At 68.2% G+C, this 24,481-nt stretch carries 25 protein-coding genes; 13 read left to right on the plus strand and 12 right to left on the minus strand.

The features are described 5' to 3' along the window. Window positions 1-2: 2 nt before the first annotated feature. Window positions 3-584 carry a hypothetical protein gene (locus tag NDI86_RS08135; RefSeq protein WP_310899915.1) on the minus strand — a complete coding sequence of 194 codons (582 nt, stop codon included), beginning with the start codon at window positions 582-584 and terminating at the stop codon, window positions 3-5. 107 nt (window positions 585-691) lie between these two features. Between NDI86_RS08135 and NDI86_RS08140 the strand changes: the two genes are divergently transcribed. From NDI86_RS08140 to NDI86_RS08155, 4 genes are all read left to right on the plus strand, one after another. Beyond that, window positions 692-1,393 carry a helix-turn-helix domain-containing protein gene (locus tag NDI86_RS08140; protein ID WP_310899916.1) on the plus strand — a complete coding sequence of 234 codons (702 nt, stop codon included), beginning with the start codon at window positions 692-694 and terminating at the stop codon, window positions 1,391-1,393. 6 nt (window positions 1,394-1,399) lie between these two features. Then, window positions 1,400-1,678, plus strand: coding sequence for a hypothetical protein (locus NDI86_RS08145; protein ID WP_310899917.1), 279 nt, complete (start codon window positions 1,400-1,402; stop codon window positions 1,676-1,678). A 241-nt stretch (window positions 1,679-1,919) separates the two neighbouring features. After that, a complete protein-coding gene (locus tag NDI86_RS08150) occupies window positions 1,920-2,363 on the plus strand; it encodes an SRPBCC family protein (RefSeq protein WP_310899918.1) in 444 nt (147 codons plus the stop codon). Window positions 2,364-2,810: 447 nt separating this feature from the next. Continuing rightward, on the plus strand, window positions 2,811-3,653 hold the full coding sequence (locus NDI86_RS08155) for an alpha/beta fold hydrolase (protein ID WP_310899919.1): 843 nt from the start codon (window positions 2,811-2,813) through the stop codon (window positions 3,651-3,653). 62 nt (window positions 3,654-3,715) lie between these two features. On the opposite strand, the gene NDI86_RS08160 is transcribed toward NDI86_RS08155, so the two are convergent. Beyond that, window positions 3,716-5,110, minus strand: coding sequence for a TIGR00341 family protein (locus NDI86_RS08160; RefSeq protein ID WP_310899920.1), 1,395 nt, complete (start codon window positions 5,108-5,110; stop codon window positions 3,716-3,718). Window positions 5,111-5,452: 342 nt separating this feature from the next. Here NDI86_RS08160 and NDI86_RS08165 point away from each other — a divergent pair, with 342 nt between their 5' ends. Further along, a complete protein-coding gene (locus NDI86_RS08165; protein ID WP_310899921.1) occupies window positions 5,453-5,851 on the plus strand; it encodes a DUF5518 domain-containing protein in 399 nt (132 codons plus the stop codon). A gap of 158 nt (window positions 5,852-6,009) precedes the next feature. Here the strand turns inward: NDI86_RS08165 and NDI86_RS08170 are convergent, their stop codons facing one another. Then, window positions 6,010-6,534: a hypothetical protein gene (locus tag NDI86_RS08170; protein WP_310899922.1), complete on the minus strand. Its 525-nt coding sequence runs from the start codon at window positions 6,532-6,534 to the stop codon at window positions 6,010-6,012. A gap of 384 nt (window positions 6,535-6,918) precedes the next feature. Between NDI86_RS08170 and NDI86_RS08175 the strand changes: the two genes are divergently transcribed. Beyond that, complete coding sequence (locus NDI86_RS08175; RefSeq protein ID WP_310899923.1) at window positions 6,919-7,842, plus strand: hypothetical protein; 924 nt, start codon at window positions 6,919-6,921, stop codon at window positions 7,840-7,842. On the opposite strand, the gene NDI86_RS08180 is transcribed toward NDI86_RS08175, so the two are convergent. Both NDI86_RS08180 and NDI86_RS08185 read right to left on the minus strand, forming a co-directional pair. After that, window positions 7,839-8,759 (minus strand): M48 family metallopeptidase, encoded by a 921-nt coding sequence (locus tag NDI86_RS08180; RefSeq protein ID WP_310899924.1) that lies wholly within the window; start codon window positions 8,757-8,759, stop codon window positions 7,839-7,841. The genes NDI86_RS08175 and NDI86_RS08180 overlap by 4 nt on opposite strands. Window positions 8,760-8,864: 105 nt before the next feature. Continuing rightward, on the minus strand, window positions 8,865-9,200 hold the full coding sequence (locus NDI86_RS08185) for a DUF7344 domain-containing protein (RefSeq protein ID WP_310899925.1): 336 nt from the start codon (window positions 9,198-9,200) through the stop codon (window positions 8,865-8,867). A 355-nt stretch (window positions 9,201-9,555) separates the two neighbouring features. Here NDI86_RS08185 and NDI86_RS08190 point away from each other — a divergent pair, with 355 nt between their 5' ends. Next, on the plus strand, window positions 9,556-10,236 hold the full coding sequence (locus tag NDI86_RS08190; protein ID WP_310899926.1) for a helix-turn-helix domain-containing protein: 681 nt from the start codon (window positions 9,556-9,558) through the stop codon (window positions 10,234-10,236). A gap of 66 nt (window positions 10,237-10,302) precedes the next feature. On the opposite strand, the gene NDI86_RS08195 is transcribed toward NDI86_RS08190, so the two are convergent. From NDI86_RS08195 to NDI86_RS08210, 4 genes are all read right to left on the minus strand, one after another. Next, window positions 10,303-10,995, minus strand: coding sequence for a helix-turn-helix domain-containing protein (locus NDI86_RS08195; RefSeq protein ID WP_310899927.1), 693 nt, complete (start codon window positions 10,993-10,995; stop codon window positions 10,303-10,305). A 222-nt stretch (window positions 10,996-11,217) separates the two neighbouring features. After that, window positions 11,218-11,892, minus strand: a complete 675-nt coding sequence (locus NDI86_RS08200) for a helix-turn-helix domain-containing protein (RefSeq protein WP_310899928.1) — start codon at window positions 11,890-11,892, stop codon at window positions 11,218-11,220. Window positions 11,893-12,317: 425 nt separating this feature from the next. Next, complete coding sequence (locus NDI86_RS08205) at window positions 12,318-14,051, minus strand: excinuclease ABC subunit C (protein ID WP_310899929.1); 1,734 nt, start codon at window positions 14,049-14,051, stop codon at window positions 12,318-12,320. Between the two features lie 33 nt (window positions 14,052-14,084). Beyond that, window positions 14,085-14,693, minus strand: coding sequence for a hypothetical protein (locus tag NDI86_RS08210; protein WP_310899930.1), 609 nt, complete (start codon window positions 14,691-14,693; stop codon window positions 14,085-14,087). A 79-nt stretch (window positions 14,694-14,772) separates the two neighbouring features. Between NDI86_RS08210 and NDI86_RS08215 the strand changes: the two genes are divergently transcribed. From NDI86_RS08215 to ligA, 4 genes are all read left to right on the plus strand, one after another. Further along, window positions 14,773-15,252 (plus strand): hypothetical protein, encoded by a 480-nt coding sequence (locus tag NDI86_RS08215; protein WP_310899931.1) that lies wholly within the window; start codon window positions 14,773-14,775, stop codon window positions 15,250-15,252. Window positions 15,253-15,337: 85 nt separating this feature from the next. Beyond that, entirely contained in the window at window positions 15,338-16,447 is a 1,110-nt protein-coding gene (locus NDI86_RS08220) for a pyridoxal-phosphate-dependent aminotransferase family protein (protein WP_310899932.1), read from the plus strand. 197 nt (window positions 16,448-16,644) lie between these two features. Continuing rightward, window positions 16,645-16,956, plus strand: a complete 312-nt coding sequence (locus NDI86_RS08225; protein ID WP_310899933.1) for a HalOD1 output domain-containing protein — start codon at window positions 16,645-16,647, stop codon at window positions 16,954-16,956. Between the two features lie 67 nt (window positions 16,957-17,023). Then, on the plus strand, window positions 17,024-19,168 hold the full coding sequence (ligA, locus tag NDI86_RS08230) for an NAD-dependent DNA ligase LigA (protein WP_310899934.1): 2,145 nt from the start codon (window positions 17,024-17,026) through the stop codon (window positions 19,166-19,168). A 359-nt stretch (window positions 19,169-19,527) separates the two neighbouring features. On the opposite strand, the gene NDI86_RS08235 is transcribed toward ligA, so the two are convergent. The 3 genes from NDI86_RS08235 to NDI86_RS08245 form a co-directional block, all read right to left on the minus strand. Then, window positions 19,528-20,589, minus strand: a complete 1,062-nt coding sequence (locus NDI86_RS08235) for an ABC transporter permease subunit (protein WP_310899935.1) — start codon at window positions 20,587-20,589, stop codon at window positions 19,528-19,530. Beyond that, window positions 20,586-21,503, minus strand: coding sequence for an ABC transporter ATP-binding protein (locus NDI86_RS08240; protein ID WP_310899936.1), 918 nt, complete (start codon window positions 21,501-21,503; stop codon window positions 20,586-20,588). Before NDI86_RS08240 ends, NDI86_RS08235 begins: the two co-directional genes overlap by 4 nt. Window positions 21,504-21,581: 78 nt before the next feature. Then, window positions 21,582-21,857, minus strand: coding sequence for a DUF7967 family protein (locus NDI86_RS08245; protein ID WP_310899937.1), 276 nt, complete (start codon window positions 21,855-21,857; stop codon window positions 21,582-21,584). Window positions 21,858-21,982: 125 nt separating this feature from the next. Here NDI86_RS08245 and NDI86_RS08250 point away from each other — a divergent pair, with 125 nt between their 5' ends. Continuing rightward, the gene (locus NDI86_RS08250) at window positions 21,983-23,269 is read left to right on the plus strand and encodes an O-acetylhomoserine aminocarboxypropyltransferase/cysteine synthase family protein (protein ID WP_310899938.1); all 1,287 of its coding nucleotides are present in this window, start codon (window positions 21,983-21,985) and stop codon (window positions 23,267-23,269) included. Then, a complete protein-coding gene (gene metX, locus NDI86_RS08255; RefSeq protein WP_310899939.1) occupies window positions 23,270-24,466 on the plus strand; it encodes a homoserine O-acetyltransferase MetX in 1,197 nt (398 codons plus the stop codon). Window positions 24,467-24,481: the final 15 nt, after the last annotated feature.

Consider the following 24,481-nt stretch of genomic DNA (forward strand, 5'->3'; position numbering starts at 1 on the left):
GGCTAGTGCCCCCGGTGTTCGGCGACCTCGATATGTGGCATGAACCACGCGTAGTACGCGACGGTCGACAGCGCCAGCGAGAGGAACATCCCGGTGGCGTACAGCCCGAAGTACTGGGTGCGCGCGAGCGTGAGATACTCGCCGGTAAAGAGCGCCGCGAAGGCGATAGCGAGTACCGTCAGCCCGGCCATCGCGACCAGCCCCTCGATGGCGTCGGAGGCGTCGTGGTACTCCACGACCCAGCGGTCGCCCGTCGCGAGCCACGGCAGCGAGACGCCGGCGCGCCCCGTTCCCCCGTCCGCGACCGCCGCGTCGTCGGGCGGGCGGACCGCGCGGTTCATGAACTGGTGGACCGCCGCGAGAACGCCCAGCAGCGCGAACAGGGCGACCCAGACGACGACGCCGACCTGGCTCGGTGAGAGTTTGTTCGGCGTGTCGACGACGCCGTCGAGCGGTCGAATCTCGCTGACGCTCTCGTCGATGGCTATCTCCTCCGAGGGCGGTTCACCGTGCAGCGCGACGTACCACATCGGGAGCAGAACTGACACGACCAGTAGACCGATGAGCAGTGTGTTCCGTTGCATGTGTTGGGGCCCCGACAGCAGGAGGCTACGTCTCTCGGTTACGCTACTGGTACCCTGAACGACCTCCCTGACATCTGTGGTCCTTTTTATCGAGCCGAGTGACGAACATGTTCGCATCAGATTCGTTCCGTCGTCGCCCCGAACACTCGTCTATGGGCGACCACATCCTCTCCGAGGTGGCGGTGTTCGGTCCCGAATCCTGTTGTGTCGAGCCACACGCCACCGATAGCTGGACCGTCACGGACGTCGACAGGAGTCGCCTCGGTGGGGACTCGAACGAGGTCCACGCGGTGTTCACGCTCACCGGCGACCCGGGAGCGACGTTGCCGGCGAGCGTCGACCGCGCCGGCGTCGAGCGGGTGTTCTCCTACGACGACCGGCACGTCTTCCGCGTCACTCGACCGGACGGCCAGGGCTGTGTCTGTGACTGTCTCGAACGGGCCGGCTGTGTCGTCCGGGACATCACTGTCGAGCCGGAGTCGCTTGTCGTCACCTTCCTCGTCGAAGACGCCGACCTGCTCGGGACTGTCCTCGATGAGCTGCGGGCGACGGCCGATTGTATCCAGCTTCGCCGCCTCGTCGAGAGCGCCCGCGCGAACGACGAGGCCCGTCCTATCGTCTTCGACCGTGCCACGCTGACCGACCGGCAGGAGGAGGTCCTCCGGGTCGCCCTGGAGATGGGCTACTTCGAACACCCCCGCGACGCGACTGCCGGCGACGTGGCCGCCAAACTCGATATCACCACGACGACGTTCACCGAGCATCTGGCGGCCGCACAGGGGAAGCTCCTGACCGGGGTACTGGGGTGACAGCGGATGGCCGACCCGCACTGTCTCTGTCTCACGCCGACGATGGTCGAGGCCGTCCGCGACGACGCCGTGGCGCGTGCACACCAGCGGCTCGGAGACGCCGGACGGCCAGGGGGCCCGGAGCGGGCCGCTGTGGCGTCACTGGCTGACCGCCTCGCCGTCCGGCTGCTGGTGCTGACCGTCGCGTCCTGTCCGAGACACGGCTCGACGCCGTGCCGACCCGACGGCGACCGCGGCGGCGCTGGGGTCGCTGATCGGCGCGCGTCCGGCGCCGTCGACCGCTAGCCGCCCGCCTGTCCGGACTCGCCGCGAGGACCGGAGCCGGGTGTCGACGTGTGGCCGCGTTCCCAGCCACACGTCCGGCGGAGTCGGCGACTCATTTCGAGGTGAGGCCTCCGACTTCGAGGACGGAAGGGCAAAGCGCCGAGGGTGGGGTAGTTCACGCGTAATCTGGTCTCGGACCGCTTTGTCGTAGCCACGCACCGGCCGCTGCTGTCGAAACCCTCGACTGGTCGCGGGCCGACGTATGGAGTCAGTCACGGTGACGAGCGAGTTCGACACTCCCGCCGGGACCGTCCGGGACGCCATCACCGACCTCGGCCCGTTCATGCGTGCTGCCGGCTTCGACGCGGTCACCGTCGCGGAGGACGTCTTCCACATCGCCAACCACGTCGGACTCGTGAGCATCGAACTGACGCTCGAAGTCGTCGCCGACCCCGACGCCGTCCTCGCGTACCGGCAACGCGAGGGCGTCTTCTCGGAGATGGAGACCCGGTACGTCCTCGGCGAGCGCCCCGGCGGCGTGTCGGTCCGGGCGACGACCGACTTCGAACTCGAGGCGCGGCTAGTCGGGCCACTGCTTGACGCGACGGTCGTCTCACGGCAGCGTCGGCGCGAGTTCAGGGGGCAGTTCGACTACCTCGACTCGGTCGAACGCGGCCCGACACCGTCTGAGACTGGCGACTGGTAGCCCCGCTCTTCGGGCGTGTGACCTCCGAGTGACGAACGGGCCATCGAGTAACCACTCTCTGTGACTCGGTATCACCCACGCCCCCCGCGGGGACGGACACCGGGTGGATTCGATACAGCCCAGGAGGCCCGCGATACTACGACCCACAGTGGGACCTGACTACCGCAGTTACTGGGCGAGGGCCACAGCGGGCCCCGCTCGACTACCGCGGCGAGTCCGACCCGGCGAGGAGTCGCCGTCCGGCCTTCGCGGAGCGGACTGCTCCACGTGTCGCTATCCCCCGCCGTCGAACCCGGCGGGTGCGCTGACAGTCGGTGCGGAACGATTTTGATATAGCGGATGACGATTTACGCCGTGTTTCGGTTCGCAGACACAGTCGAGCGCGAACTGTGTCGTCGGCTTCCCAGGCGGCGAAATCCTTCAGTAGCCGGCGTGCCGAGTCCGCACATGGTCACTGACGGCGCCGTGACGGTCGACGGGTCCCGAATCCACTACCGAGACGCCGGTGACGGACCGCCGGTCGTCTTGCTCCACGGCGGCATCATCGACGCCGCAGAGGTCTCCTGGCCGCCCGTCATCGAGCGGCTGGCGCCCGACTGTCGCGTCGTCGCGCCGGACCTGCTGGGCTACGGCGACAGCGACCTGCCGCCCGGACCGTACTCCATCCCCCGTCACGCGGGGGTGGTCGCCGGCTTCCTCGACGAACTCGACCTGGGCCCGGTGACGCTCGTCGGGCTCTCCGTGGGCGGGGGCGTGGCGATACAGGTTGCGCTCGACCGCCCGGACCTCGTCGACCGCCTGGTACCCATCGACGCCTACGGGCTCGGGCGCGACCTGCCGAACGGGCGCCTCTCCTATCTCCTCGCGCGGGTACAGCTACTGAACAAGCTAGCAATCGCGGCCTTCCGACGGAGCCGACGACTCACGCGCGCGAGCCTCGCCGGCCTCGTCTACGACCTCGACAGCCTGCCCGCGGCGGCCGTCGACGCCGTCTACCGGGAGGTTCAGCGGCCGACCGCGGGCGCCGCGTTCCGTCGGTTTCGGGACGCCGAGGTGACATTCGAGGGCTACCGGACGACCTTCACCGACCGCTTTGGCGAGCTCTCGATGCCGACGCGCTTTCTCCACGGCGCCCACGACGGGCTCTTTCCGACGGCGTGGGCGCGGCGGGCTGCCAAGCGGGTTCCCGACGGCGACCTGGTGGTGCTGGACGACTGCGGGCACTGGGCGCCCCGCGAGAAGCCGGCCGCGGTCGTGGCCCACGTTCGGAGTGCGATTTCCGACGCGTGAGGCTCTCGGGCGGGATTTTACGTGCCGTATGGGCAGACGACTGCCAGACTGTATAAATCGTATTACGCTATATCTAATGGGCGTGGCCCGGAACCGTCGCCCGGTCCCGCCACCGGTGTCGCGAGGATGGTCAGCGAGGACCACTCGAAGGGCGGCTCCCGGGGCTCTGCTTCGGAGACCTGTGCCTCGACGAACCCGACGCGGACGACGACGTCTCTGTCGAGTTCAGTCGTCAACTGGTCGTCCCACCGCTGTGCGAGGTCGGGCGGGGCTTCGAGGCCGCGCGGAATCCCGATGAGGACGTTCACCTGTGGCTCCCGCCCCAGGAGCATGTCGACGGGTTCGTAGTCGACGGTAACATCCACGAGTTCGACCCCCTCGATGTTCGCCTGGTCGACGTCCTGGCGGAGTATCTCCTGGGTCTCCTGTTCGAACGACTGCGTCTGGAACGTCGTCCAGGTGACGGCTCCGAGGACGAGCGAGAGCACCGCGATGCCAAACAGGATAGTCGCGACGCGGGAGAACACCGCCGACCGGACCGTCCGTCGGTCAGTCGTCTCCAGCGGTCTGAAGCCGGCGGCGTAGAGCAACAGCAGCGCCGAGAGGTTGATGGCGAGCAGGTTCACGACGACGAGGACGGCCGCGGCGACGAAGACGCCGGGCAGGCCGAAGGCGATGCCGAGCCCGGCGGTGGCCGCCGGCGGGATGAGCGCCACGGCGATGGCGACGCCCACGAGGGCCGACCCCGCACCGCGGATGATGCTGATTGCACCGGCCAGCCCGGAGCCCAGCGCGAGAAACAGCGAGAGGACGTTCGGACTGGTGCGCTCTGCGACCTGTGGGATGGTCCGGATGTCGAGCCCCGGCGGGATGAGGACGGTCTGCTGGAGGAGCCAACCCATGACGGCGGCCGTCGCTATCGCAGCGAGTAGCCCGGTCACCTGTAACGCCGACCCGCGGGACCGCATCTCCGGCTCGTCGAGTACGGCCCCAACGCTCGCGGAGATGGCCGGCCCCATCAGCGGGGCGACAACCATCGCACCGATAATCGTCGCCGCGGAGTCGAGCAGCAGTCCGGTGGTGGCGATGACGGTACTCAGGAGGAGGAAAGCGAAGAATGTCGAGTTCGCCGGGGCGAGGTCCTCTGCGCGGGCGAGCAGTTCCTCGCGGGAGATACGGAGTCCCGGGAACCGTTCCTTGAGCGCCGGCAACCGCCGGGAGACGACCGTTTCGGTCGGCAACACGATAGTGTAGGCCCCCTCGTGGATGCCGGCCTCGCTCCGCAGGTGTTGCATCACTGGCTCGACGCCGCTTGGCGGGACCGGAAACTGGACCATCGCCTCGAAGTCGCCGCGGCCGACCTCGTCGAAGACGGCGTAGTCGATACCCTCCTCGTCGAGGGTTTCGAGAACTACGGGGCGTGCCCCTTCGGGAATCAGCACCTGGACGAGACGCATTCGTCCTCCTGTCGCGTGTGTTGCCCGGCGTGAGGGGGTAGCGATGCTCCGCTCCGGAGACGTGAGAGCCGCGATTTCACACAGCAAATTTCGATTTCCTAACGTTTAGTAACGTATCCGCTGCCGGGCGGAAAGGCCGGCTGAATCGTCGCGCACGCATCGCCGTGACGCCCCGCGCGAACCGCCCCAAGCCGTCGGCCGCGGCCGACCCGCGTAGTGTCCGGTGACTGCCAGACGGAGACGTAGTACGTACGTGAGTGTGACCCGGCGGCATCTACTCAGCTTACTGCTCGGATAACGCACATCATACTATCTCCGTCTGTAACGTAGGATTATGCGATTATGAACATCAACTGGCGTGCAGTACTGACCGGATTCGTCGTCGCTATCGCTCTCGGAGCCTTTATCGCGTGGGCCGGCCCGCTCACGGAGACCTCCGTCTACCTCCTCGCTATGCCCGGCCTCGTCGGTGGCTTCGTCGCCGGCTACATGGTCTCGGGTGCGGGCAGCGGGGCCGTCCACGGCGCGCTGGCCACCATCGTCGGTGCGCTCGTCCTGCTGGCCATCCTCACCGTCGCCGCCGCCCTCTTCGTCGGCCTCGTCCCGGCCGTCGCGGGCGCGTCGGTCGCCGTGCTCGCCCTGTTCGTGCAGGCCATCCCCGGCGGTGTCGCCGGCGCCGTCGGCGGCTGGATGAAGGGCCGCCGGACCCGCGAACCCGTCACCGAACCGACCCCCCGATAACCCGCGAAGTGCGAGCAGCGTCGCTCGACACTGTCGTGTGAATCCGCGACTTTTCGACTGTTCTCGATACCACCGCTTCGACCCGTGAGCGGACGGTGACTCTCCCGGCCCCGAAGCGGGACCGCTGCGGAAAAAAATCGACCGCCAGGTCGGCGGTGTTACTGCTGGGCGACCGGCGTCTGCTGGCCGAACTGCTGGACCCGGCCGATGGCCTGCTCGATAGTCGAGAGGGTCTGCTGGGCCTGCGAGAGCGCCTCCTGGACCTCCGGCTCGCCCGCGTGTTGCTGAAGCTCCTGTACGCCCTGCTGGATGGTCTGTTGGACCGCCTGTCCGATGGGGTCGGCGAACGGCGAGTCCCGTAGCAGGAGGTTCTTCTCGAGGTGTGCGACCTCCGCGAGGTCGTCGGCGCGTGCGGCGATGCGCGGGCGGCCCCGTTCCGTCGCCCGGCTCTTGACCCACTCGCTCAGGGTCTCGAGGTGGTCGAGGTCGTTCACGGCCTGCTGGACCTCCTGGGAGACCGACTGCCGGTACCCCTGGGTGGCCATCTGTACGCCGGGTCGCTGCTGGGCCTGCTGGCCTTGCTGTGTCTGGGCCTGATACGCCGGTGTGGGCTGCTGTGTCTGATACGACTGGCCCTGCTGTACCTGCCCGGTCTGTGGCTGCTGGGTGTATTGCTGTGACATTGTTGCTGGGTTCCGCCGGGCGCCGCTGCCCGGTCGACGGAACAGTTCAGCCGAGGTCGCGCCCTCGTGTTGTTATTCAGTTCTTGCCTCGGCGCCCGCGTCGCCCGTCGAACGTACGCCCGGGCTGTCGTCGAAATCGCAGCTGTTACCGGGCGGAAACCCCGTGCAGTCTGTCGGTATCGTGCCGTTGTCGACCGGGTAACGGCCGATAGCCCGCACGGTGACGACGCGAGAGCGGGGCACACACGATAGCGTGACCCCGAACCGACGGCTTATTCCCCTCTCTCGGGGCTTATTGCCTTCGAGTGAACTGACACTCGACGTCGGCCTCGCCGGGTTCCGGCCTCGGCAACCATTTGGGGCCGACGGCCGAACGGCGGGCATATGGATTCAGTCCCGGGCCACTGCACGGTCGAGACGGTGCTTCCCCCGGCGGTCGCCGAGTACTTCGCCCCCGAGCGCGAGACGCTCGAGGCCTACCTGGAACTGGTGCCGGCGTCGGTCGACCCGACGGCCGGCGACCCCAGCCTCGGGCCGGTCCACGCGCTGCCCTGGCTGTACGTCGCAGACATGACTGGCTGGCGCGGACTCACACTGGCGCGACTGCTGGCGGCCGAGCGCGACTGTCCCTGTTACCGGCTGTCGCCGCTGGCGCGGGACAGCGTCGACACGCTCTGGACTGTCCTCGACCGGTGCAGCGACGGGCCGGCCGTCCTCCATATGGAACTGCGCGGCGACACCGGCCCGGTGCCGGGGACCCTTCGGGAAGCGCTGTGGCGCGGCGGCGACCGGGCGAGCGGGAGCGACGACGCCGTCTCCGGTGACCCGACCAACCTCCACGTCGTCTTCACCGACACGCGGCCGTCGAACCGGCTCACCTCGCCGCTGCCGGACGCCACTGCGCCGGTCAGCGGGGCGGCGCTCTCCTATGCCCCGCGGGAGAGCATGACCCCCGAACACCCCCACGGCACGACGACGCTCGCGGCCCCGCCCGCCCTCTCGGAGCGGACCGACCGGCTCGACGAACTGCTCTCGGCCGCGCTCGACGGCGTCGGGACAGACAGCGAGCGCGCGACGTTCGTCGACAGCGCGGTGGAGGCGCTGGTCATCACCCACTCGACCATCGGCAAACAGGACCTCCTGTTCGACGTCTCGCCGCGAATCGCGCTGAAACACGGCCACCGCATCGAGCGCCTCGGCGTCGACGGCGCGCTGTCGGCGCTCCGGGACGACCTCCTCGCGCAGGTCCCCCAGAGCCCGACCACCGGGGAGTTACGCCGGACGCTGGCCGCGCTGCTCGACGGCTAACCTCGCTGGCTCGCCCGCCGTTGCAGTCGCTCGACCCGGGCGTCCATCGGCGGGTGCGTCGACAGCAGCCGCGACAGCGGGTTCTCCTCCGTGCCGTGGACGTACAGCGGCGTCAGCGGTCCCAGGTCCGGCGTCGAGGCGCGCTCTATCTTCCGCAGGGCCCGGGCGAGCGCCAGCGGCTTGCCCGTCACCGCCGCGGCCCGGTCGTCGGCCGCCCACTCCCGCCGCCGGGAGTACGAGAGGACGAGTAGCGTCACGGCAAAGCCCGTCAGGGCGACGGCGCCCAGCGCCCCCCGGTGAGTCCGGCCGAGCCACGACCGCGACCACGACTCGGGCTTGCCACGGAGCAGGGCGAGCGCCCGCGCGATACCCCCGGTGAGCACGACGACCGGGAACAGCGCGACGGCGACGAGGCCGACGAGGCTCTGGGTGAGGCTGTACCCCAGCGTCTGGACCAGCGCGTCCCGGCGCTCGAAGTGCGCGAGTTCGTGGGCCAGCAGCGTCTCCATCTCGTCTGCCGACAGCAGGGCAAAGAGGCGTCGGTCGACGACGATGGCCCCGTTGGGCCCGCCGACGGCGAAGGCGTTTGGCACCGGTAGTCTGGCGACCAGCAGCGACGGCTCGCCGGCCCGCATCCGCTCGGTCAGCCGGTCGTACCGTCGGTATAGCTCCGGGGCCCGCGAGCGGGGCAACGCGACCGCGTCCACCGACCGCCGCAACCGCGTCGTCCCGGTCCAGTAGCTGAGGACGCCAAAGACCAGCGCCGTCCCGAGGACGGTGGCGACGACGACCGCCGTCGGCGGCCGCTGGGCCCACACCACCCGGAGGAGTCGATAGCCAACGACGCCGGCGAGGAGGTAGGTGACCAGCGTCCCCAGCCCCACCACCCCCAGCACGAGCCGTCGGCCGACGTTCATGGGTGCCGGTAGTGGCGGCAGGGCGAAAATCCCACGGGTCGGCGGGCAGTTCGTTGGCACGCAACCTCGTCGTGCCCGTTCGACCACACGGACTCCCGCGACGGGCTACGCGGCCTCCTGTTTGATTATCTCGTCGGTCTCTCGCCTGACTCGGTCGAGCCACTTGCCCCTCCGTGTCAGTGTCACATACGCGTCCTCAGTGTCGAACTCGGCCATGTTCGTGGCCTTCAACTTCGGGATATCGACGTGGTAGAGCTGCAACCGCACGCGCCGCTCTGTCTCCGAGACACCGACCACGTGCTCGGAGAGATGCGACGCAAGCTCCGATATCGGCGCCGAACCGCCGTTCGAGCCCAGAAATTCGAGTGCTGCGCGGCGACGCCGCTCGGACAGCAATGTGTAGACCTCGTCGACTTCGGGTTTGGGATTGGAGTCCTCCATCGCCTGGAACTACAAGTAGTGCGACAGTATTGTTATACGATTAGCTGTGATGTCGATGGGGTTGAAGCGATTCCCCCACCCGGGACTCTCTCGCCGTGGTAACCACCAACACTAAGTTTCTAACTAAGCTAGCATACCGAAAGCGTGGTATCGCTCAGTGTTCGACCTCAATCGTGACGGGGTCGCTTGATTCGGGGTGGCCCGACGTTCACATCATGCCCGTCCGCTTCGCGTGCCCGGTGCGCGGGACACCCCAAGAACCGACCTCGTTTAATCCGGAGCCAACTCCCATGTGCCCTCTCTACGTTCCGGGACCACACAGCGGCCGTCGCACAACTGCGGGCGGACACCACCAATGAGCGTCTTCACCATCATCGCAATCCCGGCCGACGCGTTTCTGCTAGAGGCGGCACTCAGCGAGAATCCCGACCTCAACGTGCGTCTCGAACGGGCTGTCCCCACGAAATCGTCGTTCGTCCCGTACTTCTGGGTAGCGGACCACAGTATCGAGGCCATCGAAGCCGCGCTTCGCGCCGACGCGGACATCGACTCGTTCGAAATCGTCGATTCGGTCGCGGGGGAGAACCTCGTTCGGGCCTCGTGGGCCTCCGGAGTGGACGGCTTTCTCGACGCGCTCACGGATGCCGACGGAACGATTCTGGAGGGGACCGCCGAAGCCGGTAGCTGGCGCTTCTCGCTTCGGTTCCCCGGTCACGACGACCTCTCGACGTTCTATCGCGGCTGTGTCGACCACGGTATCTCGGTCGACGTCGAGACCGTCCACAATCCCGGTGTCCCGGAGATGCTGGGGCTGGACTTCGACGTCACGGAGCCACAGCGAGACGCGCTCGTGACGGCGCTGGACGAGGGATACTACGACGTGCCGCGGGGTATCAACCTCACCGAACTGGCCGACAGGCTCGGGCTTTCGGACACCGCCGTCTCACAGCGGCTCCGTCGGGGGTCCGCCGCGCTCCTCCGGAACACGCTCGTCGAGGGTGGGGCCGACGCCGAGTCGGACGACGACGGTGAGTGACGGACGGTGGGCGCCCCTATCGTCGGTCTGCCGACGACGGGCGACCGTCGACTGCCGAGGCGGCCGTCAGGTGCCCCGCTCGGAGTCGTCCGTCGGGGGGTCGTCGGCGACTGTGCCGTCTGGCTCCTCCGACGCCAGCGTCGCCCGCAGGTAGTTCGCCGTCGCCCGCCGAAGCGCCTCGGAGACGGCCTGTTCCGAACGGTCCAGTTGCTGGGCCAGCCCGGCGAGCGTGGTCCGTCTCGGGACCTCGAAGTAGCCGGCCGCGAACGCCGCTTCGAGCGCCTTCCGCTGGACGGCCGAGAGCGCGTCGCCGTGCTCCGCGAACCGCGCGCCGCTGACCGCTCTGAGTTCGAGCCCGAGCCCGCGCTGCTCACTCGCCGCGTAGAAGTCGCTGAAGGCCGATTCGTCGGGGAACCGAAGCGTGGTCCGCCACTTGCCTCCCGTGAATTTGGCATCGGAGAGGACTCCGTCGGTCTCGTCGAGCAGGTCCAGGAACGGTGCCTCGAGCGCCGTCCAGCGGACGCGAACGAGCGCCCGGTCGTCGTACTCGTCGAGCGTCGCGACCGACTCGACGGCCGCATCGCCCCGGAGGTCGTCGAGGACCCGCGCGTAGTCCTCGCCGACCACCCAGAGATAGTGGGTGCTGCTCTCCGAAGGGACGACCCGCTCGAACTCGAGTTCGGCGTCCGTGCCGACACTGACCCGGTCGCCCGGCGGTATCGCAGTCACGGGAAGGACCACGTCGGCGAAAAGGCTCATGAGAAATATCAATACCCTTGCGGGCCCGCTTTGGCCGTCTCGCACTGCCGGAGACGAATTCTAACTGGCCGGGCACGTCCGCCTGTCAACCCCACCGAAAGTCTCGGCTCACCGGACATTGGGTGTTGCAGTGATATAGAGGTCTATTATATATAAACTCACTCCCCAGAACGGCCGGTGCTGCCGACCGTCGGTCCACACGGCTCGGGACTGCCGGTCGATTCACTCCCGGTCGGCCGTCTCGTCTGCCGACGGTTGCCGGTCGAGCGTCCCGCTCAGGAGGCTGGCCATCCCGCGCCGGAGCCGCTGTGAGACGGCCGTATCGGAGATACCCAGCTCCTCGGCCAGTTCGGTGAGGTTGATACCCCGCGGTACGTCGAAGTACCCCCGTTCGAGCGCCGTGAGCAGGGTCTCCCGCTGTGCGTCGCTGATATTGTATTCCAGACCGCCGTCGGACTGCTGGGGGTAGTTCACCCCTTCGAGGTCCGGCCTGAGGCCCGCGTCGACACAGGTCTGGTAGAACGCCGAGACGGCCGTCCGTTCGGGGAAGCGCATCCGGAAGAGCCAGTCGTCGCCGCGTCCCCTGGCCTCGAGCAGCGCGGCGCCGGTGCCGCGGACCAGTTCCAGGAACCCGTTCACGCCGTCCGACCACGTGACCCGGAACAGCGCCTCGGACGCCGTCTCCTCGACGCGAGCCACGTCGTCGACCATCTCGGACCCGGCGAGCGCCGCCTCGACGGCGTCGGCGTGGGCGCTGTCGACCCAGAAGTACGGCACCATCGCGTCGCCGGTCGGTACCATCGATTCGAGACGGACCGCCGGTCCATCGCCGACTTCGAGTATCTCGCCGAGGACGAACTGGTCAGCTGGGAGGGAGAATTGGACGACGACGCTCATTTCCTGCGCCGAATCGATAGTTCACTCTCGAGCCGTAGATACACACGTAATCTCCAAGGGCCAGCCATTGAGGGGTATTACATCAGGTACCTACTAATAGGTACAACAGTGATGTCGATGGTAGTTATACACCCAGCGGGGTGTCTCGTCCTCGCTCGTGCGCGACGAGCGGATTGCAGGAGCGCTGTCCTGCGATTACCGCCGACCGGTCGGCCGGGACCGCTCCCGGTCTGACGGGGTTCTCAGACCGTAGTCGCCGCCCCTGAGGATAGCGGCCAGCCCGATTTCGGGATTTTGTATCGCTGCATACGATTTATGGCGCCGGAGTAGGGGGTCGACTCGTGGCCGCCGGCGCGCCCGGCTATCGGTCGGTTTCCACACCAGCGACGCCGCTCGCGTGTTCGGCGTGGGACCGGTCGTGTCGCTCAGAGCCGCGTCTGAATCGTCTCCGCGGTGGCCGCGCCGACGCCGTCGACCTCGGTGAGTTCCTCGCTGGTCGCCGCCCGGATGCGCTCGACGCTGCCAAACCGGCGCAGGAGCGACTTTCGTGTCGCCGGGCCGATACCGGGCAGGTCGTCAAGCGGCGTCGACACCTCGTCACGCAGCGTCTGGTGGTACTGGACCGCGAAGCGGTGGGCCTCGTCGCGCACGCGCTGGAGGAGATGCAGATGCGGCGCGTCGTCGGGCCAGTCGTGGACGCCGTCCGGCGTTATCACCAGTTCCTCGTCCTTCGCGAGCGCGATGACGGGCACGTCCCATCCGGTCTCGGCCAGGGCGTCGCGGGCGGCCCCGAGTTGCCCCTCGCCGCCGTCGATGAGCAACAGGTCGGGGTCGGGTCGGTCGTCCCGGCCCGCCATCGCGCGCTCGGCCCGCCAGCGGACCAGTTCGCGCATGTTGGCGTAGTCGTCGTTTCGCTCGGTGAGCTTCTTGCGCCGGTAGCCGCTCGTGTCCGGGTCGCCGTCGACGGCGAGGACGTTCGAGCCGACGGCGCTTCGCCCCTGGGCGTGGCTCACGTCGACCCCCTCGATGCGTTCCGGTCGAGCGATACCCAGCGCGTCGGCCAGCGCGCCGACGCCGTCGTCGCGCCCGCCGCGTTGCTGGGCGTTCTTCAGGGCCAACTCGACCAGCGTCGCCTCCCGGCCGGCGCCGGGGACCCGCAACTCGACGCCCTCGCCGTCGAGCCACCGCTCTATCTCGGCGTCGGCGGGGTCCTCGGCACAGAGAATCCGGCTGGGAAGCTCTCGCTCGGCGTAGTACTGGGGGATAAAGGCCCGGTAGACGCCCGCCGGTCCCTCGCCGTCGGGTGCGTCGAGCGTGTAGCGGTCCCGTTCGACGAGTTTGCCGCCCTCGGCGTGGAGGCGGGCGACGACCGCGCGGTCGCCCTCGACGACGGCCCCCAGCACGTCGGTCGTGGCCCCACTGGCGGCGTCGCTGACGGCGGTGTCCGACTCGCCGTGGAGCGCCTCGACGGCGCCGAGTTTGTCCCGCAGGTTCGCTGCCCGCTCGAACTCCCTGTCCCCCGCCGCCTGCTCCATCGCCCGCCGGAGCGGGTCCGCGAGCACGCCCACTTCGCCCTCGAAGAACCGCTTCACGCGCTCGGCGTCTTCGGCGTAGTCGGCCTCGCTAATCTCGCCGGTACAGGGCGCCGTACAGATGCCCATCTCGTAGTCGAGACAGGGCCGGTCCCGATTGGCGTACTTGTGGTCCGAACAGCCCCGCAGCCCGTAGGTCTCCCGCAGGGCCTTCACGACCGTCTCGACCCGGCCCTTGTCGGTGAAGGGGCCGTACACCGTCGCGCCCTCGTCGGGGTCGCGGGTCACCTCGATGCGCGGGACGGCGTGGTCGGTCAACTGGACCAGCGGGTAGGACTTGTCGTCTTTCAGCCGGACGTTGTACGGCGGGCGGTGGCGCTTGATGAGGTTGGCTTCCAGCAACAGCGCCTGGGTCTCCGTGTCGGTGACCGCGAAGTCCAGCACCGCGGCCCGCTGGACCATCTTCGCGATGCGGCGGCTCCTGGGGTCGGCGTAGGAGCGCACCCGCTCGCGCAGCGAGACGGCCTTGCCGACGTAGAGGACCCGGCCGTCGCCGTCCTCGAACTGGTAGATGCCCGGCTCGTCGGGCAACTCGCCCGCTCGCCGGCGCACGCCGTCTGGCTCCATCGGCGGGTAATAGGCGCCGGGCGGTGTTGAACGTCACGCCAGCGGGTCGTCGGTCGGCGGCGGCGCCGTCGCGTCACCGGGGACGACTGCGGCCTCCAACTGGTCGACGACGCTCTCGTCCTCGGGTGCGGTCAGTTCGATGTCGTCGCCGCCGGCGACGCTGACGACGAGCAGTCGCTCGCGGCTCCAGACGTACACCGCCAGCACCACCACGCCGAGCGCGAGCGCGAGGCCGCCGAAGATGCGCAGCAGGTCGTCCAGTTGCGCCATGAGCGAGAGCATCGACTGGAGCAGGCCCATCATCCCGCCGATGCCGACGGCGCTGGCCGCCCCGCCGCTGTCCAGCGAGATGCCCGACACCATCCCGTCGAGGCTGACGGTCATCCCGGCGGCGAGCAGCACCGCGCCGACGACGAGCGCCTTCACCGCCTGCTGGAGAAAGCCGAAGTCGCCGCTGGTCCGGCACGTCGCCCCCTCGACGTTGGGCCGGTCGACCTGGTGGTAGTTCGGCCCCTCGCGGTCCGGGGTAAAGGCCAGCAGGCGGTGGCTCGTCACGACGACGCCGCCCGAACCGACGGGGACCGTCTCCCGTATCGACTCGCCGTCGTAGAGGAGCCCTCGCGCCTGTGTGACCCAGTCCATAGCGTACCTTGTCCGGTCTTCGGGTATGAATCTAGCCCCGACCCCAACGGCTAACATATCGCCATGCCGAACGTATCGTATGGTCTCTGACCCCCGCTGTCCGGAGTGTAACGGGAAGGTCAGCTCGACGGCGACGTGGTGTATGCACTGCGGCGTGGACTTCGAGCGTCCCATCGACGCCGACAGCGGGCAGGCCGTCCGGGACCGCCACGACGGACGTGGAGGGTACGCGGCATCGGCCGACGACGGGGAGAGCAACGCCACGGCCGTCGGCCTGGTCGTCGCCGTCGTCGGGCTGGTGACGCTCCCCTTCGTCACCCCGCCCGGTATGACGCTGTTCTACGTCACCGCCGCCGTCGTCGCGGGGGTGGTCGCCGGCTCCCAGTCCTCACTCGCCGCGGCGGCCTCGAAGGGCGGCCTCGCACTCGCCGTGGCCCCGCTGGTCCTCTGGGCGCTCTCGCTCGTGGTGCCCGGCACCGGCGGGTTCTCGGTCGGTAGCCTGGTGCCGGCGCTGGCCTACGCCATCGTGGTCTCGTCTCTCGCTCGCAGTATCGGATGAGACTCGTTCGCATGGCCGCCGGTCAGCGTCGTATCAAAACTACCATGCCACCGCACGCGAAAGAGCCGCTACCAAGGTGGCTCCCGTGACCAAGAAACAGGAATACACAGGCGACTACCCCGAGAAGACGCTGTATCTCCCCGGCCCGACCGAAGTCCGCGACGACGTCATCCAGGAGATGGCCCAGCCGATGTTCGGCCACCGGATGGACCGGATGACCGACCTCTACACGACCATCGTCGAGGACACCAAGGAGTTCCTGGACACGGACCAGGAGGTCATCATCCTCACCGCCTCCGGGACCGAGTTCTGGGAGGCGACGACGCTGAACCTCGTCGAGGAGAACATGCTCTGTGCGACCTCCGGGAGCTTCAGCGAGCGCCAGGCCAACGTGGCCGAGCGGCTGGGCAAGACCGTCGACCGCATCGAGTACGACTGGGGCGAGGCGGTCAAGCCCGCGGACATCCGTGACGCGCTCGAAAGCGGCGACCGCGACTACGACGCCGTCGGCGTCGTGATGAACGAGACCTCCACGGGCGTGCGCAACCCCGTCGAGGAGATCGGCGACCTCATGGGCGACTACCCGGACACGTACTTCGTCGTCGACGCCATCTCCTGTCTGGGCGGGGACTACATCGACATCGAGGGCCACAACATCGACGCCATCTTCACCTCGACCCAGAAGGCCTTCGCGATGCCGCCGGGCCTTGCGGTCTGTACGGTCAGCGACGACGCCTACGAGCGCGAACTGGACAAGGAGTCGGCCTCCTGGTACGGCGGCTTCCAGCGCTGTCTGGACTACTACGACCGGAAGGGCCAGACCCACTCCACGCCCGCGATTCCCATCATGCTGGCCTACCGCAAGCAGATGAAACACATGCTCGAAGAGGGCCACGAGGCCCGCGACCGGCGCCACCGGGAGATGCAAGCGTACACCCACGAGTGGGCCAACGAGCACTTCGGCCTGTTCGCCGAGGCGGGCTACGAGTCCCAGACCGTGACCTGCGTCGAGAACACGCGCGACATCGACGTGGCCGCGACCGTCGAGGCCGTCTCCGAAGAGTACGACATGGCCTTCTCCAGTGGCTACGGCGACCTCAGCGAGGACTCCTTCCGCATCGGTCACATGGGCGAACACACCGTCGAGAGCATCCGCGAACTCACCGACGCCATCGAGGACGTCGCGGACCTGTAACCGCCTGCGGCGCTATCTCTCGGTCGTGCCGGGGTCGGCCGACCGCTCGCCGGACAGTTCGACGGCGACCTCCGGGCGACTCCGGCACGGCGAGCGCGCCGTCGCCACGGCGTGACTGTGAGGCTATTTCACGAACTGATAATTCCGGGATGGATATATATGTGGTAAGGCACAACTGGTAAGCAGGTGACAGATAGATGAGTAAAACGAGTGTCAACAGTGATAGCGATGTGCCGCCCGAATCGGGTCGGACCGTCCGCAGAACCTTCGACTGGTCGGCGGTCTCCCCGAGCGCCGCCGTGGCGGAGGTCATCGCCGAGACCGGTGACGTCGAGCCGTCCGAGGTGGGTCCGCTGTACGACGTCATCGACTCCGACGCGCTCGACTCGCTGGTGCGACACCGCGACGAGTCGGCCGACTGCGTCGTGACGTTCCCGTACGCCGGCATGGAAGTCAGCGTCGCGGGCGAGGGCGAGGTGCTCGTCACCGTCCCCGAAAGCCGGTCCTGAGGCGGTTCTCCCGCCCGCCGAGCCGCGTGACGTAGCCGTTAATAGGCGGCGACACCAGCCAACGGCAATGGCAGCCGTCTCCGACTCCGACCTGGCGGACAACCCCTACGTCGAGGACCCACCGACGTCGTTCGAGGACGTCGAGACGATAGAGGCGGACGCGGCCCGCGAACAGGCCGGAAAGCTCCGCGCGGCCATCCGCTATCACGACTACCGCTACTACGTCGAGGCCGACCCGGTCGTCGGCGACCGGACCTACGACGCCCTGTTCTCCCGGTTGCAGGACCTGGAGGAGGCGTTCGACCTCGCGACCGACGGCAGCCCGACTCAGCGCGTCGGCGGCGAACCGCTCGAGGAACTCGGCGAGGTCGACCACGTCGCGCCGATGCGCTCTATCGACCAGGGCGGCGAGGTGGCGGACGTCCGCGAGTTCGACGAGCGGGTGCGGCGAGGACTCACGGAGTACGACGGCCCTATCCAGTATTTCTGCGAGCCGAAGTTCGACGGCCTCTCCGTCGAGGTGGTCTACGAGGACGGCGAGTTCGTCCGGGCGGCGACGCGGGGCGACGGCGAGGTCGGCGAGGACGTGACCGAGAACGTCCGGACCATCCGGAGCGTCCCCCAGCGCCTGCGCGGGGACTACCCCGACTACCTCGCGGTCCGGGGCGAGGTGTACATGCCCCGCGAGGCCTTCACCGCGTACAACCGCGAGCGCGTCGAGAACGGGGACGACCCCTTCGCGAACCCCCGCAACGCCGCCGCCGGCACGCTCCGACAGCTCGACCCGGCGATTACGGCCCAGCGCCCCCTCGCCGTCTTCTTCTTCGGTGTGCTCGACGCCAGCGTCGACTTCGAGAGTCACGCGGGCATCCACGAACGCCTCCCGGAGTGGGGCCTGCGGGTCTGTGACCGCGCCCGCGTCGTCGACGAAATCGAGGCGGCCATCGACTACCGGGACGCACAACTCGACGCCCGCGACGAACTGGACTACGAGATAGACGGCGTCGTCCTGAAGGTCAACGACGGCGACGCCTGCGACCGCCTGGGGTCGACCAGCCGCGCCCCGCGGTGGGCCTTCGCCTACAAGTTCCCCGCCCGGAAGGAGGAGACCACCGTCCGCGACATCGTCGTCCAGGTGGGCCGGACCGGTCGGCTCACCCCCGTCGCGCTGATGGACCCCGTCGAAGTCGGCGGCGTCACCGTGACGCGGGCGTCGCTGCACAACCCCTCGCTCATCGAGGACCTGGGCGTCGGCATCGGCGACCGGGTGCGGATAAAACGGGCCGGCGACGTGATTCCCGACGTGGTCGAGGTGGTCGAGGGGAACGGGGACGGCCACTTCGCCTTTCCCGACGCCTGTCCGGCCTGTGGCAGCCAGGTCGAACGCGACGGGCCGATGGCGTTCTGTACCGGCGGGCTGACCTGTCCCGCCCAGCGCGAACGCTCCGTCGAACACTACGCCAGCCGCGACGGGCTGGACATCGAGGGGCTGGGCGAGAAGGCCGTCGAGCAACTGCTCGAGGCCGGCCTCGTCGAGAACGCCGCGGACCTCTACGAGCTGTCGGTCGAGGACCTGGCCGACCTGGAGGGGTGGGGCGAGACGAGCGCACGGAACCTCGTCGACGAACTCGACGCGGCCCGCGAGCCCGAACTCGACGAGTTCCTCACGGCGCTCGGTATCCCGCAGGTCGGCGGCGTCACCGCGCGCAACCTCGCACAGGCGTTCGGCAGCTTCGAGGCCATCCGCGAGGCGGCCGAGGGCGGCGACGAGCCCGCGGAGGGGCAGGTGACGCTGGGCGAGGCCGTCGGCGAGGACACCCGCGCCGACACCTTCGAGGCCGTCCCCGACGTCGGTCCCGTCGTCGCCCGCAGCATCGTCGACTTCTTCGAGGGGGAGGGCAACCGCGCGGTGCTCTCCCGCCTGCTCGACCACGTCGACCCGCAGGACGCCGACCACTCACAGGGCGAGGCCCTCGACGGACTGACCTTCGTCTTTACCGGCTCGCTTTCGGACTACACCCGCGGCGAGGCCCAGGACCTCGTCGAGCGGGCCGGCGGCTCGGCCACCTCCAGCGTCTCGGGCAACACGGACTACCTCGTCGTCGGCGAGAACGCGGGCCAGCGCAAGCGCGACGACGCCGAGGACAACGACGTGGCGATGCTGTCGGAAGACGAATTCGTGGACCTGCTCGACTCGAAGGGCGTGCTGTAAGGAACGACGAGCCTACCGGGGTTCCACTGCATCCGCGACTGTCCCCAAGAGTCAGAAAGCCCCGGTTGGTTCCGGTCGGGGGCTCGCTGCGCTCCAGTGGGTGCTTGCGTCGCCCGCCTTCCCGGGGCCGTACTCTGGACAAACCCTGACGAAGCAACACTAGACTGGGCGAAGTCGTTCGAAAGGCGCGACGCACCGACGAGAGGGCGTAGCTCTCTCGAACCACGACGGGAGCGCACAGCGAGTCGTGGGAGTTCAGAGCGCGGGGGCCTTCTGGCTGTTGGCGATGCGGTCACGATACTCTGTGGATGACGTTTCCCGGTCAGTTGCACCCGATCTCCGGAAAACCGACGTAACCGCTACAGGTCCACGGTGTTGAACGTGTAGTAGCTGAGAGCGGCCGCGATGGCGAACCACGAAATCATCGCCACGAAGACGACGGGGTCGGAGAAGTAGAACGGGACGCTGCCGGACCCGGCCTGGCAGGTGACCTGCTCGCCGAAGATGGTCTGGACGGTCTCGACGTTGCCGTTGAGCACGTCGGTACAGACGGTCCTTGTGTCGGCGCCGGGGCCGAACATCCCGAGGCGGGCCGACAGCTGTGGCGCGTCACCGGTGTTCAGCATCGAGTTGACGAGCGTCTTGTAGGCCTGGTTGGGGTTCGCTATCTTCAGGAACAGGACGATGTGCCAGCGGATGGCGCCGCCGATGAGCGGGCCGGTGTCGACGCTGCCGATGGAGATGCCGTTCGTGAGGACATCGGCGAAGCTGTTGACCGAGAGGTTCCACGCGAACGTGGTGTACATGTAGACGACGAAGTTGGCGATACCGGAGTAGCTGCTCTTGGAGAACGCCCCGGAGATGGAGACGGTGATGGCGACGAAGACGAGCGCGTACAGCACCGAGAACAGCCCGAACAGCCCGAACAGTTCGGGCTTGAACGTGATGTTCGAGAGGACGAGGAAGACGGCGGTAAAGGCCAGCGAGGCAACGAGTGGCACGCCGAGGACGGCACACCGGCCGATGACCTTCCCGACGATGACGTCGCGGCGGCTGTTGGGCAGCGACAGCAACAGCTTCAGCGACCCGCTCGTGCGCTCCTTCGAGATGGCGGCGTAGCCGACGAAGATGGCGATGATGGGGAGCAGTATCGTCACCCGGTTCAGGTAGACCTGTGACAGCAGCGCCTGCATCCCCTGCTGCTGGACCAACTGGGCGAGTCGACCCGACCCCTCGGCGGCGTTGACCCACCAGACGCGCGCGACGGGGAGGACGAACACCAGCGTGAAGAACGCGCCCAGTATCCACAGCCCCTTCGAGCGGATGGCGTCCTTGAACTCCTTTTTCGAGACGGTGTACCAGCCGAAGGTGTGCCGGAGCGTGCGGTCCAGTCCCTCGATGCCCCCTTCCTGCGTGCTCATGCCCGCACCTCCTGTTCGGTGTAGCTGCTGAAGAGGTCCTCCAGGGAGGCCTCCTGGGTCTCGAAGTCCTCTACGGGGACGCCGTTGTCCTCGAAGGCGTTGAGGACGGCCATCTTCGCGTCGCGCTCGCAACTGACCGTCACCCGGTCGGTGTCCAGTTGCGCGCCCGAGACCGACCGGAGGCTACGGATCTCGTCGAGGGCGCTGTCGACGCCGGCGGTGTCGCCGACGGTGACGACCATCGTCATGTCGCCCTGCGCGGCGCGCAGTCCCTCGACGGTGTCTTTCGCGATGAGCTGGCCGTCCTGGAGGATGCCGACGGTGTCACAGACGGCCTCGACCTGGCTGAGGATGTGCGAGGAGAAGAAGACGGTGGCGCCCCGCTCGCTCTCCTCGCGGATGAGTTCGCGCATCTCGCGGGCGCCGTTGGGGTCGAGCCCGGTGGTCGGCTCGTCGAGGACGAGCAGGTCGGGCTGGCCGACCAGCGCCATCGCCAGGACGAGGCGCTGTTTCATCCCCTTGGAGTAGCCGCCGGCCCGGCGGTCGATAGCGTCGGCGACGCCCACCCGCTCTAAAAGCTCCTCGGGGTCGTCGTCGGCGTCTTTCGACTCGATGACGAACTCCATGTGTTCCCGACCCGTCAGGCGCTCGTACACCTCGTATCCCTCCGGGAGCACGCCGATGCGCTCGCGGATGGCCTCGGACTCCTCTTGGGCGTCGTGACCCAGGACCGTCGCCGACCCGGCCGTCGGGCGGACGAAGTCCAGCAGGATGTTGATGGTCGTCGACTTCCCGGCCCCGTTGGGGCCCAGAAAGCCGAAGACCTCCCCCTCGTCGACGGTGAGGTCGACCCCGTCCAGGGCGACGACGTCGGCGTACTCCTTGCGGAGGCCGTCCAGTTCGATAGCGGTCATACGCGACGGTTGGACCACCCTCGGGTATAGTCTTTCATATTGTCCAGCCGGTTCACACTTCCGCAACGATTAGCAGGGTTACACTTCCTCGTCGGGGTCGTGTGTCTCGGCCATCCGCGTCGCCTCCGTCGCGTACCGCTCGCGGGTCGCCCCGTCCTCGACGGGCGCCAGACGGTCGGGCTCTACCTCCCTGGCGGCGGTCACGGCCGTCCGCATCAGGAGGTTCGTCGAGAGCTGCTTGGTGAGCTGTCGGTCGCCCTCGGGCGGCGCGTAGACGAGCGTCACCATCCGCTCGTCGCCGTAACTCGACCGCTCGACCAGCCAGCACCGTACCGTCTCCTCGGAGTCGGTCATTGGCGCGTCGTTGTCGGGCCGTCGGCTTGTATCCACCGAGGCGTGTCGCGTGCCACCGACCGACACCGGGAGAGTTTTGCCGTAACTCTTGGTTATAGATGTGTAGAGATATATGCACAGCACACATGACCGACCAGTACGGATTCGGGACGCGCTGCGTCCACGCCGGCCAGGAGGCGCCGGACCCGGCCACAGGGGCCCGAGCACCCCCCATCTACCAGACGTCCTCCTACGTCTTCGACGACGCGGAGACCGCCGCCGAGCGGTACGCGCTGGAGGACGACGGCAACGTCTACTCCCGCTTCGACAACCCGACGGTGCGGATGCTCGAAAAGCGCCTGGCCTCGCTCGAGGGCGCCGTCGACGCCGTCGCCACGGGGTCGGGGATGGCCGCGTTCGACGCCGCGACCACCGTCCTCGCGAGTGCTGGTGACAACGTCGTCTCGGCCGCCTCTATCTACGGCGGGACCCACTCCTATCTCGCGAACACCGCCGGCCAGCGAGGCATCGAGGCGCGCTTCGTCGACACGCTCGACCCCGCGGCCTACGCCGAGGCCATCGACGACGACACCGCCTACGTCCACTGCGAGACCATCGGCAACCCCTCGCTCGTCGTCCCGCCCCTTGAGGAGATAGCCGACGTGGCCCACGACCACGGCGTCCCCTTCTTCGTCGACAACACCTTCGGGACGCCGGCGCTCTGTAACCCCATCGAGCACGGTGCCGACCTCGTCTGGGAGTCGACGACGAAGTGGATTCACGGCTCCGGCACGACGGTCGGCGGCGTGCTCGCCGACGGCGGTTCGTTCCCCTGGGGCGACCACCCCGAGAAGTACCCCGAAATCGGCGGGGAGAACCCCGCCTTCGGATTCTCCTTTGCCGACCGCTTTGGCGACCGGGCGTTCACCACCGCGGTCCGCCACCGGGGACTGCGCGCGCTCGGTGACGGCCAGAAACCGTTCGACGCCTGGGCCACGCTGCAGGGCACCGAGACCCTCTCCCTGCGGATGGACCGGCACTGCTCGAACGCGCTGACCGTCGCCGAACATCTGGCGGGCCACCCCGAGGTGGCGTGGGTGACCTACCCCGGCCTCGAATCCCATGAAACGCACGACCTGGCGACGGAGTACCTCACAGGTGGCTTCGGCGGCGTCGTCACCTTCGGCCTGTCGGGCGGCTACGAGGCCAGCAAGGCCTTCTGCGAGGCGACCGACCTCGCGCAGTTCCTCGCCAACATCGGTGACGCGAAGACGCTGGTCATCCACCCCGCGAGCACCACCCACGCACAGCTCTCGGCAGACGAACAGCGCGAGAGCGGCGTCAGCCCCGACCTCGTGCGGATGAGCGTCGGCATCGAGGAGCCCGAAGACGTCGTCGCCGACGTCGACGACGCAATCGAGGCGGTGAGCTAGATGGACTCCAGTACCGTCTCCGTCGGCGAGTTCGAGTTCCAGTGTGGCGAGACCATCGCGGACCTGGAACTGGCCTACGAGACCTACGGCGACTTCACCGGCGACAACGCCGTGCTGGTCTGTCACGCTCTCACGGGGAGCGCCCACGTCGCCTCGCGCGGACGCTTCGAGGAGGGCGACCAGGCCTACGCCTGGTGGGACGACATCGTCGGGCCGGGGAAGGCCATCGACACCACGGAGTACTTCGTGGTCTGTGTCAACGTCCCCGGTTCCTGTTATGGCTCCAGTGGCCCGTCCAGCGAGAACCCCGAGACCGGCGAGCCCTACGGGCCGGAGTTCCCGCCGGTCACCGTCGCCGACTGGACCGAGGCTCAGCGCCGCGTGCTGGACGAACTGGGCGTCCCGGCGCTGTACGCCGTCGTCGGCGGCAGCGTCGGCGGCATGAACGTCCTGGAGTGGGCGAAACGCCACCCCGACCACGTCGAGAAGATAGTGCCTATCGCCGCCGCCGGGCGACTGGACCCCCAGTGTCTCGCGCTCGACGGTATCGCCCGCCGGGCCATCACCACCGACCCGGACTGGAACGGCGGCCACTACTACGACGAGGAGCACCCCGACCACGGGCTGGCGCTGGCCCGCGAAATCGGGCACGTGATGTACTTCTCGAAGTCGAGCATGGAACGGCGCTTCGGCCGCCGGGCGGCGACGCGAGAGGCCGAACGGGCCTTCCCGACGGACCCCGCCGGGCGCTTCTTCCCGTATCGCGACGTGGAGTCGTACCTCGACTACAACGCCTCGAAGTTCGTCGAGCGCTTCGACGCCAACAGCTACCTCTACCTGACGCGGGCGATGGACAACTACGACCTCGCCAGCGGGTTCGAGGGCGACGCCGACGCGCTGGCGGCCTTCGACGGCGACGCTCTCGTGATGTCTTTCACCGGCGACTGGCACTTCACGAGCGAGCAGAGCGAGGCGCTGGCCGACGCCTTGCGGGCCAGCGACACCCCCGTCGCCCACCACGTCGTCGACTCCGACTACGGCCACGACGCCTTCCTCGTCGAACCCGACAACGTCGGCCCGCCCCTGTCTGACTTCCTCGAGGTCGGCCTCTCGGGCAGCGCCATCTCGGACACCGAGGAGCGCGAGGACGACTCCTCGGACTTCGCCCCGGTCCACACCAGCCTCTTCTCGCGGTAGGTTTTATCACCCCTT

It is taken from the genome of Haloarcula onubensis, from assembly GCF_031624605.1.
GTDB classification, from domain to species: domain Archaea; phylum Halobacteriota; class Halobacteria; order Halobacteriales; family Haloarculaceae; genus Haloarcula; species Haloarcula onubensis.